Here is a 17,835-nt window from a genome sequence, read left to right on the forward strand (position 1 = left end):
GGCGAGGGCGCGGCCCAGTTCGAGGGCGAACAGCGGGTTGCCGCCGCTGGTGCGGTGGATGTCACGGGCCGTCGTACACCGGGTACGGGGCATCAGCGCGCCGGGAGGCCCGGGCCGGCTAGGACGCGCGCAGGGCGCGGGCGAACGCCCGCAGGTCGGAGACGAACAGGCCGGGCTGCTCCAGGGCGGCGAAATGACCGCCGCGCTCGAGCTCCGCCCAGTGCACGATGTTGGGGAAGGCGCGCTCCGCGAACCGGCGGACGGGCCGGGCCGAATCGGCCGGGTACACCGCGACGCCCAGCGGCGTCGGCAGCGGTGGCGCGGGAGGGGGCGCAGTGGGGGCCGTCGGCAGCACGTCGGAGATCTCGTAGTAGAAGTGGGCGCTCGAACCGGCGGTCGCGGTGAGCCAGTAGACCATGACGTTGGTCAGCAGCCGGTCACGGTCCACGGCATCCTCGGGCGCCTTGTCCGTGTCCGCCCATTCCATGAACTTCTCGACCACCCAGGCGAGCTGTCCCACGGGCGAGTCGGTCAGGCTGTAGGAGAGAGTCTGCGGCCGCGTCGACTGGATCTTCATGTACCCGGAGCCCTCCGCGCCGAACCGGCTCAGCAGTTCCAGGCGCGCGAGGTCCTGCTCACCGAGTCCGGCGAGGTCCGCCGGGTCGTCCGAAGGAGGAGTGATCAGGAAGTTCACATGCGTTCCCACGACGTGTTCGTGGTCGACGCCGGAGAGCGTCAGGCTGGTCCAGGCACCCAGATCGCCGCCCTGGACGGCATAGCGGGAGTATCCGAGGCGCCGCATCAATTCCGCCCATGCAAAAGCCACCCGGGGCAGGTTCCAGCCGGGTTCCGGAGTGGGCCCGGAAAAGCCGAATCCGGGCAGGGAGGGGATTACCAGGTGGAACGCGTCGGCCGGATCGCCCCCGTGCGCCCGCGGATTGGTCAGGGGGTCGATGACGTCGAGGAACTCGACGACCGAACCCGGCCAGCCATGGGTGATGATCATCGGGAGAGCGTCGGGCTCGGGGGAGCGGATGTGCATGAAGTGCACGTTCGTGCCGTCGATCTCGGTGGTGAACTGGGGGACCGTGTTCAGCCGTTCCTCGGCCGCACGCCAGTCGTAACTGTCGCGCCAGTAGCCGACCAGTTCCTTGAGGTAGTCCAACGGGACGCCGCGGCTCCAGCCCGTCCCGGGAATCTCGCTCGGCCACCGAGTGGCATCCAGGCGCCTGTGCAGATCGTCCAGATCCGCCTGCGGAATCGCTATACGGAACGGTTCCATGGACAGCTCCCCTTGAATTCTTCAGAACGCCGGAAAGAGCGAGAATCCGCGTGGCCGGGGCGGAAGGCGCCAGGCTGCGGAATCGCTTCCCCGTCACGTTAGGAAGCCGCTTGGCGCGACGGCAAGAGGAACTCGTGCAGTGAGCACACAGGAAGAATTACGGCGACCTCCGCGCCGCTACTTTGCCTTACGCACAGACCCGTTCCGCATGTTTCGGAGGACCCATGATGAGTGGCTATGTCGGAGATCGCGCGGTGGTCCTGGGAGGCAGCATCGCGGGATCCCTCGCGGCACGGATACTCGCTGACGCCTATCGCGAGGTGACCGTGGTCGACCGGGACGACCTCACCGACCGTGCCGATCCGCGGCACTCCGCCCCCCAGGGACACCACATCCACGCGCTCCTTGCCCGCGGTCAGCAGATCCTCGATGAGATCTTTCCCGGCTTCACCGACGAACTGGTCACCCTCGGGGTCCCCACCGGTGACTTCGGCACCAGCCTGACCTGGTACTTCAAGGGAACCGCGATCAAGAAGGCAGAGACCGGGCTGACGTGTGTGGCTGCCGGCCGGCCGCTCCTCGAGAACCGTATCCGGCACCGGATCCGGCGCCTGCCCCACGTCATGCTGCGGGAACAGACGGACGTACTGGGGCTGGTGACGTCCCCGGACCGCCGCACCGTGACCGGAGTCCGGGTGCAGGGCCGTTCACGCGACTCCGCCGAGGAGGTGCTCGCCGCGGACCTCGTGGTCGACGCGACCGGGCGTGGCACGCGGACACCGCGGTGGCTGGCGGAACTCGGCTATCCGCAAGTCCCCGAGGAACGGGTGAAGATGGATCTGACCTATACGACCTGTCACTTCCGCGGTCCTCTGCCGTTCGACCCGATCGGCGACGACATCGCCCTCCTGCCGGTCGCCACCCCGGCCGTCCGGCGAGGAGCGATCTTCGCCCGGATGCCCGACCGCTACTCACTGTCGCTCACGGGGGTCCTCGGCGACCGGCCCCCCACGGACCACGAGGGGTTCCTCGCCTACGCCGAATCCCTGCCGATTCCAGAGGTGTACAAGGCGCTGCGCGCCGCGGAACCGATCGGCCCTCCCACGTCGTTCCACTTCCCGGCCAGCATCCGCCGCCGCTACGAACGGCAGACGCGCCATCTGCGGGGACTGCTCGTGATGGGCGACGCGGCCTGCGTCTTCAACCCGGTGTACGGGCAGGGCATGTCGGTGGCCGCGATCCAGTCGCTCGTACTGCGTGAGCACCTGCGCCAGGGACCGCCCGAGCCGCGCGCCTTCTTCCGTGATCTCGCCGGCGCCATCGACGGCCCCTGGGACATGTCCGCGGGAGCGGACCTCGGCTTCCCGGAGGTCCAGGGGCGGCGAACGGCGAAGACGCGGCTCGGCAACGCCTACGTCACACGCCTGCAGGCCGCCGCGGCCGGGGACAGCGAGCTGTCCGTGGCCTTTCTGCGCGCCGCCGGTCTCGTCGACCCGCCCCAGGCGCTCATGCGGCCGCGGCTGATCTCCCGCGTGCTGCGCGGTTCTGCCCGTTAGGACGGCGACCGCGGTGGGCCCGCCCGGAGCGCAGGGGGACCGCGGCCGGGGCTCCCGGCCCCGCGCCCCGTTCCCGGGCCGCGGGGCGACGCGGGAAACGGCCGGTCCGGTTCCGGAGACCACCGCGGTGGTCTCCGGAACCGGACCGCCGGGGCGGAACCTCATCGCGGCGTGCGCTCACCCCACGGCCTGGGCGAACTGACCCGGTGTGCGGCCCTCACCCGCAGGGCCGCGGTAGGCCTGAGCGATGTCCAGCCAGGCCTCCGCGTCGCCGCCCGTTGCCGTCAGCCCGAGGTCGTCGCGGTGGCGGCGGCGAGTCACCAGAAGGCAGAAGTCGTGTGCGGGGCCGCTGACGGTCTGGGCGGCATCCTCCGGTCCCACGGCCCACACCTCGCCCGAGGGCGCCGTGAGCACGAAGCGGAAGGGATCGGCCGGCGGCGTGATGCCTCGCGCCTCGTACCCGAAGTCCCTCGTGAGAAAAGCGAATCGCACCAGGTGGCGCAGTCGGTCCGTGGGCTCCCTGCGTACTCCCAGGGCATCGGCGACGTCCTGCCCGTGACCGAAGACCTCCATCATCCCGGCACTGGCGAGCACCGCCGGCGGCAGCGGACGGACGAGCCAGGGAACGACCTGGCCCGCGGGAACGGAGGCCAGGGCCTCCAGCGAGGCGTCCCCCTCGGCGCGGAAACGGGCGAGCAGCTCCCGCGGGGGGAACGTGTTGAACCGGGCGAGCGCGGCGTTGACCGCGCCGTCGAAGTCCTGCGCCGCCGCGGCGGTCATAGCCCGGAAACGGTCCGGCGCCGCTGCCGCGTTCTTGGCCAGCGTGAAGATGAAGGTCAGGTGGGCTATCTGGTCCGCGATGCTCCAGCCGGGAGCAGGCGTGGAGCCGGACCAGGCCGCGTCGTCCAGACCCTCCACAAGACGGGCGACCTCGTCGATGTCGGCGGCGAGATCCTCGAGCACCTCGTTGGTGGTGGTCATCTGTGTCTCTCCTGGGCAGGTCGGCGCCGCGGGCGCCGACGTTTCTGGTTCCTCGGACAGTTCACGGGGCCGGGGCGGACGCCCCTGGAGCGCCGGGGGGCGACCGGCCCGACGTGATCGGGCCCGACGCCTACCGTCGGGCGCCCACGGGACGGAGCGGCAGTGGGCGGACCTGCCGGAGGCCGCTGACGGAGCCGCGGGGAGCCGGCGCGCCGTAGCTGACGCGGACGCCACGGTCCTGCGCGGCCCGCACGATGCCCGGCACGGCCCGTTCGGCGAGGGCCGAGATGGTCATGGCCGGGTTGACGGTCAGCGCACCGGGCACGGCGGACCCGTCGGTGACGAAGATCCCGGGGTGCCCCCGCAGCTCGTTGCGGTCGTCGAGAGCGGAAGTGTGCGGATCGTCCCCCATCCGGCAGGAGGCCAGGGGATGCACGGTGTATGCGCCGACCAGGTCGTTGGTCCACGGCATCACCTGTGCCAGCCCGTCCTTCTCGAGGATCTCCTTCACCTCCGCGTCGGAGGCGGCCCAGGCGGCGAGCGTGTTCTGCGTGGGCGCGTAACGGAGGTTGCCGCGGCCGAGCATCTGCTGCGAGATGCGGTGGGCGTTGCCCGTCGCCGGCGGCGGGCCGAACACCCCCTCGTTGTCGTCCTCGATCATCGAGAAGACCGTCAGCCAGGAGGCCCACCGTTTGAGGATCTCCTTCTTCCGCGCGCCGAACCAGGTGGGACCGGTGCCGTGCGGCACCTGGGCGAGGATCGTTCCCAGACCGGGCGGGAAGTAGAGCTGCTCCAGCGAATAACGGGAGTACTCGGGCAGGGAGCCGTCCAGGCGGTCCCAGTTCGCGACGGTCGGTCCCCGGCCGATGTGGTTGGCCCCGTACGCCGGCCCGGTCCCACGGTCCAGGCCGAGCAGTTCGGCCGCCTTCTCCTCGTTGACCACGGCGGTGTTGAGCCGTTCGCCGTTGCCGGAGAAGTAACGTCCCACCGCATGGGGCATCCGGCCGAGCAGTCCTTCGCTGCGCTGCAGGATCACCGGCGTCGCCCCGGCGCCGGCCGCCAGCACGACGATCTTCGCCTCGATCACCCCGCTGCCGGCGGTCGTGCGGTAGTCCTCGCCGTCAACGACGTTGTAGTGCACGCGGTACCCGCCGTCCGCGGTGCGCTCCAGGTACTGCACCTCGTGCAGCGGGCGGATCTCGGCACCATGGGCGACGGCCGCGGGAAGGTAGTTCACGAGCAGCGACTGCTTGGCCTCGAAGCGGCATCCGGCCATCATCCAGTTGCAGTTGACGCACCGGGCGGTGTCGATGGCGACCGGGAGGGGGTTGGCCGTGCGGCCCGCGCGGGAGCATGCCGCAGCCCACAGGCCGCCGGCGTAGCTCACGTCCGGCCACTCCTGCCGGGTGACCGACAGGGACTCCTCGACACGGTCGTACCAGGGGTCCAGGGTGTCGCGGCTCACCGACCTCGGCCACATGCGCCGGCCGATGGAGCCCTTCCGGTCGAAGACGAAGCGCGGCGCGCGCGGCATGGCGGCGAAGTAGACCACGCTGCCCCCGCCGACGCAGTTCCCGCCCAGCACGCTCATTCCGTCTCCGACCACGAAGTCGAAGATCCTCGTGTAGGAGGAGCCGAGCTTGTAGTCGTGCTCGAACTCCTCGTGCCCGAGCCAGGGACCGCGCTCCAGCACGGTCACCTTCGCGCCGCCGGCCGCGAGGTGGTAGGCGCTGATCGCGCCGCCGAACCCGCTGCCGACGACCAGGACCTCGGTGCGCTCCGCACTGCCGCTCATGCCGGACTCCCGGTGGAGGTGGTGTCGGGGTGGAGGCGGGCCAGTTCGCGGCCGTAGCCGAAGTCCTCGAAGCGCCACAGGCCGTCGTCGCCGGGAGCGGGGATGCCCATGGCCTGCAGGCCGGGATGGCCGTCGGAGATCGCTTCGGCGGTGTGCAGGTGCGCGGCCGAGTCGAAGGCCATGTTGCAGAAGAGGGACAGAAGGACCCAGAACTCCTTCTCCGGGTGTCCGGGGGCGGTGAGCCGGTGGATCAGCGCCACGCGGTCCTCGTAGGACAGGGCCACGAAGGGCGGCACGGAACGGTCCGGCTCGAGCCCCGCCTCCTCGGCGTACGCGCGGGCGTGGCCGTTCGCGAGGTCCGCCAGGTTCTCGAGGTCGTCGTGGATGCCGGTGGCGTCCCAGCGCAGGAGCCGCAGGGCCCCGGAGGTGACGGCTCCGCCGCCCTCCGAGGCGCCGGCCACGGCCCTGTCTTCCGGCCAGCGCTTCTCGCCAGGGACGATCGAGTCCGCGTAGGCCTCGAGCGTCAGCACGGCGTCGGCCGTGATTCGGACTCTGCGCTCCGATCCGTCATCCCGTTCCGCTTTCTGTTTCTGCACCTGAGCCTCCGTTCTCCTGCTATCGGCGTTGCCCTGGCGATGCGGAAAGCAAAATAAACCTGGTCAGTCTTTTCAGACAACCGACGACGGTGTTCGCCTGAACAGCAGGTTCATCGTACAGTTGCCAAAGTTGCGACTTCATCGCTCGCCCCCTCGCGGTGAAAACGGAAGGCGGATACCTTCTTCCGAAGGCATGTTCCTTTCCCGTGCCAACGATCTGGATATGGGAAGGGTTTTCAGCACGTCTGAACCTGCGGGGGAGTGAATTGAAAAACACTGACGAAACCCCGGAATCGCTGACGGGCTTCACCGACTGGGTGAAGGTGGACACGCTGCTGCCGGCGGATTCTCCGCGGCTGAACGGTCTCAATGAGCAGCACGTCAGACAACTGGCAGACGTCTATCCGTCGCTGCCACCGATCCTCGTGCACAGCGGAACGATGCGCGTGCTCGACGGGATGCACCGGCTGGCGGCCGCGAGACGCAACCGACTGGACGTCGTGGCGGTGCAGTACTTCACGGGAACGGAGGAGGAGTCGTTCCTGCGCTCCGTATCGGCCAACGTCGCACACGGCCTCCCGCTGACACCCGACGAACGCAAGGCGGCGGCGCGCCGCATCCTGGAGATGTGCCCGGAACTCTCGGACCGGGCCGTCGGCGCGTGCACGGGGCTGTCCCCCAAGACGGTGGCCTCGGTCCGGCCGCGTTCAACCGGGGATTCCGCCCGGTTGAACGTACGGATGAGGAGCAACGGCAAAGCCCATCCGCTCGACCGCACCGCCGAGCGGCTGCACGCGGCCCAACTGATGATCGCCCGGCCCGACCTCCCGCTGCGGGCGATCGTCAAGGAGACCGGGCTCTCGCTGGGGACGGTGCATGACGTCCGCCAGCGCCTGCTGCGCGGGGACGCGCCCGTGCCCGCCAGCCGTCGGCGGCCACCTCGGATCCAGCCGCTGGGCACCAGCGCCCCCGCGTCCCGGCGCAGCTGCGATCCGGAGGACCCCGACCCGCTGCGCCGCTCGCCCGACACGCTGGGCACCTCGGCCCCGGGACGGTCACGCACCTCCCTGGAAATGCTGCGCAAACTCGCGTCCGACCCGTCGCTGCGGCACTCGGAATCCGGCCGGCACTTCTTGCGCTGGCTCCACGACCACTTCGTTGTGGATGATTCCTGGCGCCAGTGGATGGAAGCTGTGCCACCCCACTCGGCGGCCACGCTGGCGGAGCTCGCTCTCCAGTGCTCACGCACGTGGAAAAGGTTCGCCGAAGACCTCGCAAGCCGTCGGCTGGAAGGCTTCGAGCTCTCCGAGGAGATGTAAACCGACCCGAAGCGGCGGATTTAACAGAACGCCTGTGGATTGAAATGGCTCAACGAGAGGGAGATACCGTGACTTCTGCCACCATCGAGCACGCAGTTCACCGGGTCATCAGCAATATGCGGGCCAATCTCGGGCAAGACCTGACGATCGATGACATGGCGCGCACCGCCATGTTCAGCAAGTTCCACTTCACTCGTATATTCAGGGACGTGACCGGTACCTCGCCCGGCAGGTTCCTCTCGGCACTGCGCATCCAGGAGGCCAAGCGCCTGCTCGTGCAGACGCAGTTCAGCGTCGCGGACATCAGCAGCCTGGTCGGCTACAGCAGCGTCGGCACCTTCAGCTCGCGCTTCAAGGCGTGTGTGGGCGTCTCCCCCAGCGTCTACCGGGAGCTGAAGGGCTTCGCCACCGGCATCCACCAGGAACCGTGGCCGGACTCGCCCACCTCCCCGGCCGGCGCCTCCGGCATCACTCTGCGGGGCCACGTCACGCTTCCCGAGGGGCGTGCTCCCGGGCACTGCTACGTCGGCCTGTTCCCCACCCAGGTCCCCCAGGGGCGACCGGTGAGATGCACCGTCCTGGAGGGCCCCGGCGCCTTCGAGCTGCGCAACGTTCCCGTCGGCACCTGGTACCTCCTGGTGCACTCGGTGCCCTACGGCCAGGAGCATCTCGTCTCCGGCGCCGCCGGCGAGAGCGACGGTGACGCCGTCTCCGTCGGGCGCCACGGCCCGGTGACGGTGCAGGCCGAGACGGCGCTCCTGCCGATGGGCATCGCGCTGCGGCCGCTGGAGGTCTTCGACCCGCCGGTGCTGATGGCACTGCTCGACCTGCGCACCAGCACCCTGGAGAGCGCCACGGGCTGACCCGCCGCCCGGCTGCGGCACGGGCCGCAGCCGGGGCCGGACGCCCACGGGAGGGTCCGTCATCGCACGGGCCGAACCGTCATGGGAAGCCCACCGCGCATGCGCAGGGACATCATCGGCTCGGGCCTCCCCTCGCCGCCGGGCACGACCTCCAGGACGAGATCCCGGCTCAGGAGGGCAGTGACGAAGACCGCCTCCATCATCCCCAGGCTGCTGCCGACACAAAAGCGCGGCCCGGCGCCGAAGGGAAGGTAGGCGTAGCGGGGCCGATCGGCGGCGCGCGCCGGGTCGAACCGCCCCGGGTCGAACTGCTCCGGCCGCTCCCACAGGCCCGGATGACGGTGCAGCGTGTACGGGCAGATCAGGACGTCGGCACCGGGCGGCACCGTGTACGGTCCCACCTCGTCGGACTGCCGGGCCACACGAGGCAGGATCCACACCGGCGGATACAGACGCATCGCCTCCTGGACGACCTGAGTCGTGTACGTCAGCTTGCGCAGGTCCCCGGCGTCCGGGGCCCGGCCGCCCGTGAGCACCCCGCGGGCCTCCTCGCGCACCAGATCCCTCAGGTGCGGATGGCGGGCGAGCAGCAGCAGGGTCCACCCCACCGTGCTCGCCGTGGTCTCGTGGCCGGCGAGGAGCAGCGTGACCAGCTCGTCCCGCAGCCGCCTTCGCCCCGCCCCCGGATCGACCTGCCGGCGGGCGGCCGTGATCATGAGGGAGAAGGCGTCCTCGGCCTCCTCGCCGTCGGACATGCGAGCGCTCCGGTCGGCCACCAGCTCGTCGACGGTCCGTATGAGCTCCCGGCGGGCTCTGCGGAACCGCCGCTGGGTGGCCAGCGGAGCCCACGTCGGCACCGTGTTCTGGGTGACCATGTCGAACATGGCCTGGTCCTGTACCGCTTCGAAGGCGTGGGCGATGCCCCCGTACTCCCCGAGGCCGGTGCCGAGCACGGTCCGGCCCAGTACGCCGAGGGTGAATCCGGTCACCTCCTGGAGCACGTCGACGGGACCGTCGGCACCCCGTCGCACCAGCAGGTCCCGCAGCTTCACGGTCTCCTCCGCCACCGCGTCCGCCTGAGCGGCCACGCGTGCCGGCCTGAACGCCGGCTGCACGGTGCGCCGCTGCTCGCGCCACAGTTCGCCCTCGCTCGTCAGCAGACCGTCGCCGAGCATCTTCCGGGACTCCACCAGACCGATGCCCTTCCGGTAGTTGGCGGCATTGTCCGCCAGCACGTGCTTGGCGTAGTCGGGCCGGTTGAAGACGAACATCTTCTTCGGCCCCAGAGAGACCAGCACCGCGTCGTCCAGGGCCGCCGCCTCACGCATCATCCCGAGCCGGTCGACGGCGAGCTTGCGCAGCAGCCCGGGCAGCGCCCGCAGCGGAGGGGAGACCGGACGCCGCCCGCTCATGCCGCACCCTCCGGCCGCCCGGCGGGCAGACGCCGGAAACGGCCCCGGTGGAACAACAGCGGCTCCCGGTCGGGGAACTCACTCGAGGCGAGCACCCTCCCCACGCATATGGTGTGGTCCCCGCCGTCGTACGCACGCCACTTCGCGCACTCGAAATGTGCGGCGGCACCGGCGATCAGCGGTGCGCTTGCCGACCGGCCAGGCACCCAGCCGACGGCCTCGAACTGGGCCGGGCCCCTCGGCCGGGAGCGGTCGGCGAAGTACCGGGCCACCTCCTCCTGCCCGGCGTCCAGCACGGACACGCAGAAGGCGTCGGCCTCGGCCAAGACACGGTGCATCACCGTGTCCCGGCCGAGACACACCAGCACCAGGGCCGGATCCAAGGAGACGGAGGTGAAGGAGTTGGCCGTCATACCGTGCGGCGAGGAGCCACCGACCGTCACCACGGTCACGCCGGTGGCGAACGTCCCCAGCGCCCTGCGCAGCCGCTTTGGATCGGCCGCGCCCGCGTGCGGGAAAGGTGCGGCGCCGAGTGTCCTCATGCCGTCCGCCCCGACAGCGCCCGGCCTCGCGCGCCGTACGGCTCGAGGGCCCGGGCCAGTGCCTCGGGGACCAGCGAGGGCACCGTGTTGGCGTTGGGCCCCCGCATGCAGGCGACCCTCTGCCGCCCCCTGGCGACCAGGGCCTCGCCGCCGTCCTCGCCCACCCTGACGTAGTCGAAGGTGAACTCCAGCTGGGTCTGCCCGAAGTCGGACAGCCGCATCCGTATGGACAACTCGTCGAAGGCGGTGATCTCGGCGAAGAACTCGCAGTCCACCTTGAGCGTGAACAGCTTGAGGTCTTCCCGGACGTCCGCGAGGACCTCCGGTGCCCTCTGCTTGAGGAACAGCTCCCGGCAGCGTCCCTGCCAGCGGAGGTAGTTCACGTAGTAGACGTTGCCGACCAGATTGGTCTCCTCGAAACCGACCGTGTGCCGGTACTCGAAGTAGTCATCCGACATGGTCCCGGGACCGTCCTTCCAGCAGTTGCGGTGCGCGTGTCAGAAATGCGAGGACGGCGGGCTCCAGAGCGTCCCGCAGGGCCGTGACGAAGGTCGCGATCCGCAGGTCGCCGGCGGTGAAGACCACCCACGCCTCCTTCTCCCGCGGCAGCACGGTCAGCGGCGTGCCCGCCGCGCCGCCCGCCTTCCTCAGACACTCGACCGCGCTCCACACCCGGGTGGCGGCCGTGTCGGGAGCCTCACCGGTCTCCCGGGCGACGAGCTCGGCCACCGCGGCGTGCTCGCCGAGCAGGCCCTGCCACTCGTCCGGCTCCCGCATGCTGACCGCCTCGACGTCGCAGGCGACCTCCGTCTGGGCCAGGGCACTCACGGTGAGTCCCAGACCGTGGGAGGCCGAGACGTGCCACCCGCCCTCCACCTCCGGCCGCCCGTCGGGCCGGTGGCGCACGGCCACAGGAGCCCCGAGGGTCCGGGAGGCCGCGGTGGAGGTGAACGCCCGGCGCTCAGCGACCGACCCGGCCGGGGTGTCACCGTGGGGTTCGACCGTCACCCCGATACGAGCACCGAGTACCTCCTCGAGCGTCCGCTCCAGGTACGGCCCCAGCAAAGGAGCGACCCAGGGACCGGAGCCGCCGGTCTTGCGCACCGCGCGCAGGGTCAGGCCCTCCCAGCGTTCGACGACGGCGCCCTCGGCGTCGCGTACCGCGATGTCGTACACGTACGTGTCGCCGTCATGGCTGCGCTCGACCGCGCAGTAGCGCAGCTGGTCAGGGACAGGGCCGCCGGCGCCCAGCGGGTGGATGCGCTCGACCCCCGAGGGAAGCAGCGTGGCGTCGGGCACGCACACCTGGTTGCCGTGCATCAGCGCGTCGCGCATGCCGGGGTCGGCCAGGAGCATCTCCCCGGGGAGGAAGCCGGCGAACCAGCCCTCCGGCCGCCGCACCGCCACGTCGGCGTCCACGTGACGGGCCGCCACCCGGTGGAACCGCCGCAACCGCTGGAAGCGGGAGCCCTGGAAGAGGATGCCGCCGTAGAGGTCGGCCCCGGGATCCAGAGGGACCTGCGGGAATCCGGCGCCCGTCTGCAGCGGCGGTCCGTCCGGGACAGCGGCGCCGGAATACACCAGCCGGGCACGGAAGTGCTCCGAGGCGAAGCCGGTGTCCTGGGCATGGACGGCGACATCGACCGTGTCCGGCCCCGTCACCGTCGCGGCGATACGGATGGTGGTGCTCCCGTCGGGCGGAACCACGATGGGGCGCAGGAAGCGCGCGCCCTCGATGACCGGTGTCCCCGGCCAGCCGGTGGCCGCGGCCGCGACCTGGACCATGGCCTCCATCCCCATCACGGCGGGCATCAGGAGATTGCCGTCCAGCAGGTGGTCGCCGAGGTAGGGGTCCGTGCCCGCGTTCAGCTCGACCTCGGTGACGAGCTCCACGCCGTGGTAGCGCACCAGCGGGGTGCCCGTGAACCGGAGAAGCGGCAGGGGCGGCAGATCACGGCGTACCGTCTCGATGCCCTCGGTGCGGCCGCTGACGACCGTCACCACCGGCGCGCCGGGATCGCGGATCAGCCGCAGGAGGATCTCCACCCCCTGGTCGGGGGAGACCGGGACGATGCCCTGGCGGGAGAGCGACTCGACGACCGAGAGCTTCTCGCCCATCCCGACCCCGGACCACACCGACCACTCCACGCAGCGGGCGCGGACCTGCGGATGCGTCCGCGCGACCTCCTCGGTGAGATCGGCCAGCCACTCGTTCGCGGTGGCGTAGTGCGCCTCGCCCCGCAGACCGGCACGGCCGATGATGCTGCCGAACGTGACCAGCAGTTTCAGCGCCCCGGCGTCCACTGCCCCGAGCACGGTCCGCAGGCCGTCCACCTTGGGAGCGAAGGTGAGCCGGAAGTCCTCCGGCTCCAGCGCGTGCAACGGACCGGGCTCGTTGCGCCCGGCACCGTGCAGCACCCCGGTGATCGGCCCCAGCTCGCCGCGGAGCCCGGCGACCGCCGTCCGGACCTGGTCCGGGCTGGTGACATCGGCGCGTGCGTACCGCACGGTGACACCGCGGTCCGCCATCCGCTTCAGGTTGTCGGCCAGTTCCCGGTCCGTGGCCGGGTCGGAGCGTCCCAGCACCGCAAGCCGCGCCCCGCTGTCCTGGGCGATCGCCAGGGCACACTCGGCGGAGATGCCCTTGCCGCCCCCGGTGACCAGCAGGACGTCGGACGCGCCGAGCGGATCGTCCTGGCGCTCCGGCCGCAGGGGGAGGACCCGCAAAGTGGGGACGCGGCGGACTCCGTCCGCGCCGTAATGCGTCTCGGAGAACCGGATCGTCGCCGACACCTCCGCCACCACCCGCTCCACCGTGTCCTCGGTGAGAGGGGTGTCGACGACGGTCGTCACCAGGTGGGGCGCCTCCTGGTGGAGGGTCTTGGCCAGGCCCGCGGCACCGCGACCGTGCTGCACCAGCACGAAACGGCTGCCCTCCGGGGCGGCGAGCGCCCGCTTCGCCGCCGCGAGCACCAGGTCGGTCCCCTCGGCGGAACACCGGGGCGGCAGACAGACCAGGACCCCGGAGCCCGCCCGGGCGTCCTGAAGGGCCGCGCGCAGTGTCCCGGCGATCCCGTACCCCGCCGGCGCGAACAGCTCCCAGGCGCCGGGAGCCGCTTCCGGGCCGGCCGGAGGCCGGGCGACCTCCTCCAGGTCCACCGCGAAAGGGCGCGCCCACGGCGCCGCCCCGGCGACGAGCGGAGCCGCACCGGCATCGGCCCGGCTCCCGGTACGGGCCAGGGTCTCCAGCGCCTCGGCCAGCTCCGCCACAGTGGCGGTGGCGAAGTTGGCCGGCTCCCGGGCCGCCGGGGCGACACCGAGCTGCGCCATGGCCTGGTTCACGATCTGGCCGACGGTGATGGAGCTCAGGTGCAGGTCGTCCAGGAGTCTGCTGCCCGGATCCACCAGGTGAACCGGGAGCTCGGCGCGCTCGGCGACCAGAGCGCCGAGGACCTCGATGGCCTCGATTCCGCCGCTCCCCTCCTCCCGAGGCGTCCGCTCGGACCCGGCCGGGGCCGCGGCGGGCGCGTCCTTCGAAGCCGGGGGGGCCTGTGCCGCCGGAGGGGACACGGCCGCGGACGGCGGCTCCTGCCCGCGGACCGCGGGCACGGCGGGCTTCTCGGCGGACCGGCGCGGTGCGGGCACGGCCGTCGCCGGTACCTGTTCGCACGGGCTGGCCAGGAAGGAGAGTTCCTGGCCGATCCGCAGCGGGCGCACCAACCGGTCCCGGAAGAGGCGTTCGGGGGCGACGCACGCGCCGATGACGAACGCGGCGCCCACCACCTGCAGGAGCGAGCGCAGGGACTCGTCGTCCGTGTCGAGGCAAACCACGGGAACGGTCGTCGCCGTCCCGGCCAGGTGACCGAGCACCCGGCCGGGCCCCACCTCGATGAACAGGTCGACGTCCCGGGCCGCGGCCCGGACCGCTTCGGTGAAACGCACCGGAGCGGTGATCTGCTCCCGCAGCAGCGCCGACAGGTCGGTGCCCGGTGCCAGTTCGGCCCCGGTGACGGTGGACACCACACGGCCGGCGGGCTCGCGGAAGGCGACGCTCTTCAGCCAGTCGCCGAACGACTCGGCGGCGGACGCCACGAGCGGTGAGTGGAACGCGTGGGACACCGCGAGCGGCGTACACGTCACACCGGAGCGCGCGGCGCGTCGGCGCACCTCCTCCACTTCCTGCACCGGACCCGAGACGACCGTCTGCTCCGGGCCGTTGTAGCCGGCCACGACCACGGGGAGGGCGTCGATGAGCTCCTCCGCCCGCTCCGGTCCGGCACCCAGTGATGCCATGGTCCCCGGCGCCCCGTGCTCCGCCATCGCCCTGCCGCGCACGCCCGCCGCCTCGATCAGCGTGTCCTCCTCGATGGCCCCGGCCCAGCACAGGGCGGAGAGCTCGCCGAGGCTGTGCCCGATGCCGACGGACGCCTCCACGCGCAACTCGTCCAGCACGCGCAGACCCGCTGCCGAACCGGTCACGATGCGCGGCTGGGCCACTTCGGTGGCCACGGTGTCCGCGCCGGCCGTCAGCCCGGCGCGACCGAACACCTCGGCGGCCTCGGGGAAACGGCGGCCCAGCGCACCACCACCGGTGCCGCGTCCGGAACCCTGGCCGGGGAACAGCAGGCCGATCCGTTTGCGGCCGGTGGCTTTCCCGAGGAAGGTCCGGCCGTCCGCGGCCCGGTGCTCCGTCTCCCCCCGCTCCAGAAGGCCGACGAGGTGACGCAGCCGGCTCTCGGTGTCCTCCGGGGACGTCACCACCACCGCTGCCCGGTGCGCAAGACCACGGAGCTCGCGCTGGAGGGTGGCGGCGAGGTCGGCGATCTGCCCGTACGAGAGCCGCACGGCGTAGTCCGCGACCTCGGACAGCCGGTGGCCCAGCTCGCGGGCCGAGGCTCCCTCGAACAGCAGGAGTTCGCTGTCCTGTAGCGAGTCGGCCAGGGGGGTGAGACGGCGGGCGCCGGCAGGCCGGCGCCGGCCTGCCGGCTCGTCCAGGACGACGTGCGTGTTGATGCCGCCGAACCCCATGGCGGTGACACCCGCGCGGCGCGGCGCCTCCCGGGGCCAGGCCTCCGCCTTGCGGAGCGCCCTGAGGTTGGCCCCTTGCGCGGTGAGCAGCTCGTGCGGATCGAAGGTGCCGATGGAGGGCGGCACGGTCTGGTTGTCCACCGCCAGGGCCGCCTTGATCAGACCTGCCACGCCCGCGGCCGCCTTGGTGTGGCCGATCATGCCCTTGATGGAGCCGATGGCGGCGACAGGTGCCCGCGGGTCGGCTGCCGAGCGGGCCTTCATCAGCGCCGCCAGCTCCGTCGCGTCACCGACGGCCGTGCCCGTGCCGTGGCCCTCGAAGAGGCGGACGGTGCCGATCCCGAACCCGGCTCGCGCGTAGGCACGCTCCAGGGCCAGGCGGTAACCGTCGACCTCGGGCCGGGTGATCCCGCCCCGGCCGTCCGAGGACACACCCCAGCCCGCGACGGTCGCGTAGATGCGGTGGCCGCGTGCGAGCGCCTCCTCCTCCCGCATCAGCACGACCACTCCGCAGCCCTCGCCGGGCCAGAAGCCGTTGGAGCCCTTGTCGTACAGCCTCATCTCCCCCCGGGCCAGAGCACCGGTCTTGGCGAAGCCGATGATCTCGAACGGGTCGATGGACAGGTCGACGCCACCGGCGACGGCGACGTCCAGGTCACCGTTGACCAGGGCCGTTGCGGCGGTGGTGACCGACAGCAGCGAGGAGGAACAGGCTCCGTCGACGGTGTAACCGCCGCCGTTGAGGTCGAAGTGGTTGCAGATCCGGCCGGCGATGGTGTTGGAGAGCCCGCCGGCCAGGGTGTCCTCGTCGACGGCCGGGAACGGCGCCTTGTAGGAGGTCTCGACCTCCTCGAGGAACGCGGTGATCCGGGCCTCGTCCCAGTCCTGCTGCCCGGTGAGCGCGGCGGCCATCACCCGCCGCACGTACGGCCAGCGCAGCCGCATGACGTTGGCGCGGGTGAATTCGCCGGTGAGCGTGTTGCCCATGACGACGCCGGTCCGCTCGTGGGGCAGCCCTTCCCCCGCCGGGAACCCGGCGTCGGCCAGCGCGCGCCCGGCGGTGTCCAGGGCGAGCCAGTGCGTCATGTCGGTGGACCTGAACGTACTGCCGGCGATCCGGTGGCCGACGCGGTCGAAGGAGTACCCCTCGAGCACGGCCGCGTTGCGGGCGTAGAAGGTGTCGGGTGCGGACGGATCGGCGTCCCAGTAGTCGTCCAGGCGCATCCGTTCCTCCGGGAGGCGGCGGAAGGCCCTGCGTCCGGCGACGGCGTTGGCCCACAGCTCGGCGGGGTCGGTGGCGTCGGGGTAGCGGCAGGCCATGCCGATGATGGCGATCCTGGTCATGCCGACACCACGATCCTGCGGTCGTCCGCCTCGCCGTCCGCGCTCTTCCCGGAGCAGGCGCAGGCCCCTTGGGCACACCCGTTCACGCACGCGCGTGTTTCGGTGTGCGCGGTCGAGGTCCGTTCGGCGGGGGACTCTTCGGCGGACCGCTGCCGCACAGCGGGCTGCTCGAGGCTCCGGCCGACCGCGGCGAGGGCCAGGGCCTCCTCGGCACGCCTGCGGGAGACGATGTCGCTGATCCACAGGAAGCCGCCGCGGACCGCGCAGACCAGAGCGGTGGCGAAGAAGATCCCGTAGGCGACGCTCAGCGCAGTCAGGACACCGTACGCGGCGGCGACACCGCCGCCGAAGGCGATCTGGCCCCACTTGGAGGACGGTGTGGTGCCCGGGTCGGTGATCATGTAGTTCGTGAACAGCACGAACGCCACACCGGTCGTCATCGCGAGGGCCGCGGGAATCGATGTGCCGAACAGCAGCCCGCGCACGATCGCCTGCACGGCGTACCCGCCGACCCACGCGACGATGAGCCACATGCGTTCGGTGAGCTTCGCGTTGAGCAGGGTGCCGAGGGTGATGATGACAGCCGGCACGAGCCAGTCGAAGCCGCCGTCCAGGTACTCGGTGAAGTGGTACGGCGGGGCGATCGAGGCCCAGGGGAACAGCAGCAGGATGACCGCGATGCCGAAGTTCGAGGGGTTCATGAAGTGCCGCATGCGGCCCTTCACCGGAGCCCGCAGCACCCACTTGGTGCCCACGGCGACCACGACGCCGAACACCATGACCCACACCTGGTCGTTGACGTAGGTGAGCATGTTCACCGCGAGGGCCGTGATGTGCGCGGGGTAGAGGAACTCCATCAGCCCCCGCAAGCCGCCCCCGCGGGAGCGCGGCGCCCGCTTCTCGGCGCGCGCGCCGACGGCCTCGAGCGCGAGCTCCACGGTGTAGGCCGCCGCCAGCGCGATGAACGGCCAGGTCCAGGGCTGCTCGAAGCCCAGTACCGTGTAGCCGAGGATGTTGAGTACGGAGATCGAGATCGCGAAGCGGCGGAGCGCGGTGACGACCTTCGGATTGTGGCGCGGTCCCGCGGTCTGCGACGGGGGTTGTGCTGCGGACATGG

The 17,835-nt window shown here is 71.4% G+C and carries 12 protein-coding genes; 3 read left to right on the plus strand and 9 right to left on the minus strand.

Annotated elements, in window-relative coordinates:
- Nucleotides 1-118: 118 nt before the first annotated feature.
- Entirely contained in the window at nt 119-1,282 is a 1,164-nt protein-coding gene (locus AB0A94_RS35135; protein ID WP_361750590.1) for an epoxide hydrolase family protein, read from the minus strand.
- Nucleotides 1,283-1,506: 224 nt separating this feature from the next.
- Here AB0A94_RS35135 and AB0A94_RS35140 point away from each other — a divergent pair, with 224 nt between their 5' ends.
- Complete coding sequence (locus AB0A94_RS35140; RefSeq protein WP_361750592.1) at nt 1,507-2,838, plus strand: FAD-binding monooxygenase; 1,332 nt, start codon at nt 1,507-1,509, stop codon at nt 2,836-2,838.
- Nucleotides 2,839-3,015: 177 nt separating this feature from the next.
- On the opposite strand, the gene AB0A94_RS35145 is transcribed toward AB0A94_RS35140, so the two are convergent.
- From AB0A94_RS35145 to AB0A94_RS35155, 3 genes are all read right to left on the minus strand, one after another.
- On the minus strand, nt 3,016-3,819 hold the full coding sequence (locus AB0A94_RS35145; protein WP_361750594.1) for a TIGR03084 family metal-binding protein: 804 nt from the start codon (nt 3,817-3,819) through the stop codon (nt 3,016-3,018).
- Between the two features lie 130 nt (nt 3,820-3,949).
- On the minus strand, nt 3,950-5,614 hold the full coding sequence (locus AB0A94_RS35150) for a GMC family oxidoreductase (RefSeq protein ID WP_361750596.1): 1,665 nt from the start codon (nt 5,612-5,614) through the stop codon (nt 3,950-3,952).
- Nucleotides 5,611-6,141: a DUF5987 family protein gene (locus AB0A94_RS35155; protein WP_361750641.1), complete on the minus strand. Its 531-nt coding sequence runs from the start codon at nt 6,139-6,141 to the stop codon at nt 5,611-5,613. Before AB0A94_RS35155 ends, AB0A94_RS35150 begins: the two co-directional genes overlap by 4 nt.
- A gap of 275 nt (nt 6,142-6,416) precedes the next feature.
- Here AB0A94_RS35155 and AB0A94_RS35160 point away from each other — a divergent pair, with 275 nt between their 5' ends.
- Complete coding sequence (locus AB0A94_RS35160; protein WP_361750598.1) at nt 6,417-7,529, plus strand: ParB/RepB/Spo0J family partition protein; 1,113 nt, start codon at nt 6,417-6,419, stop codon at nt 7,527-7,529.
- A 68-nt stretch (nt 7,530-7,597) separates the two neighbouring features.
- Complete coding sequence (locus tag AB0A94_RS35165) at nt 7,598-8,392, plus strand: AraC family transcriptional regulator (RefSeq protein WP_361750600.1); 795 nt, start codon at nt 7,598-7,600, stop codon at nt 8,390-8,392.
- Nucleotides 8,393-8,451: 59 nt separating this feature from the next.
- On the opposite strand, the gene AB0A94_RS35170 is transcribed toward AB0A94_RS35165, so the two are convergent.
- From AB0A94_RS35170 to AB0A94_RS35190, 5 genes are read right to left on the minus strand one after another with little or no spacing between them, the layout of a single operon-like run.
- Nucleotides 8,452-9,804 carry a cytochrome P450 gene (locus AB0A94_RS35170; protein WP_361750602.1) on the minus strand — a complete coding sequence of 451 codons (1,353 nt, stop codon included), beginning with the start codon at nt 9,802-9,804 and terminating at the stop codon, nt 8,452-8,454.
- Complete coding sequence (locus AB0A94_RS35175) at nt 9,801-10,346, minus strand: flavin reductase family protein (RefSeq protein WP_361750604.1); 546 nt, start codon at nt 10,344-10,346, stop codon at nt 9,801-9,803. Before AB0A94_RS35175 ends, AB0A94_RS35170 begins: the two co-directional genes overlap by 4 nt.
- On the minus strand, nt 10,343-10,804 hold the full coding sequence (locus tag AB0A94_RS35180; protein ID WP_361750606.1) for an acyl-CoA thioesterase: 462 nt from the start codon (nt 10,802-10,804) through the stop codon (nt 10,343-10,345). Before AB0A94_RS35180 ends, AB0A94_RS35175 begins: the two co-directional genes overlap by 4 nt.
- Entirely contained in the window at nt 10,794-16,718 is a 5,925-nt protein-coding gene (locus AB0A94_RS35185) for a type I polyketide synthase (RefSeq protein WP_361750607.1), read from the minus strand. The genes AB0A94_RS35180 and AB0A94_RS35185 overlap by 11 nt, the downstream gene beginning before the upstream one ends.
- Complete coding sequence (locus AB0A94_RS35190) at nt 16,715-17,833, minus strand: enediyne biosynthesis protein (protein ID WP_361750609.1); 1,119 nt, start codon at nt 17,831-17,833, stop codon at nt 16,715-16,717. Before AB0A94_RS35190 ends, AB0A94_RS35185 begins: the two co-directional genes overlap by 4 nt.
- Nucleotides 17,834-17,835 lie beyond the last annotated feature (2 nt).

It is taken from the genome of Streptomyces sp. NPDC044984 (assembly GCF_040646935.1).
In the GTDB taxonomy this organism is placed as follows: domain Bacteria; phylum Actinomycetota; class Actinomycetes; order Streptomycetales; family Streptomycetaceae; genus Streptomyces.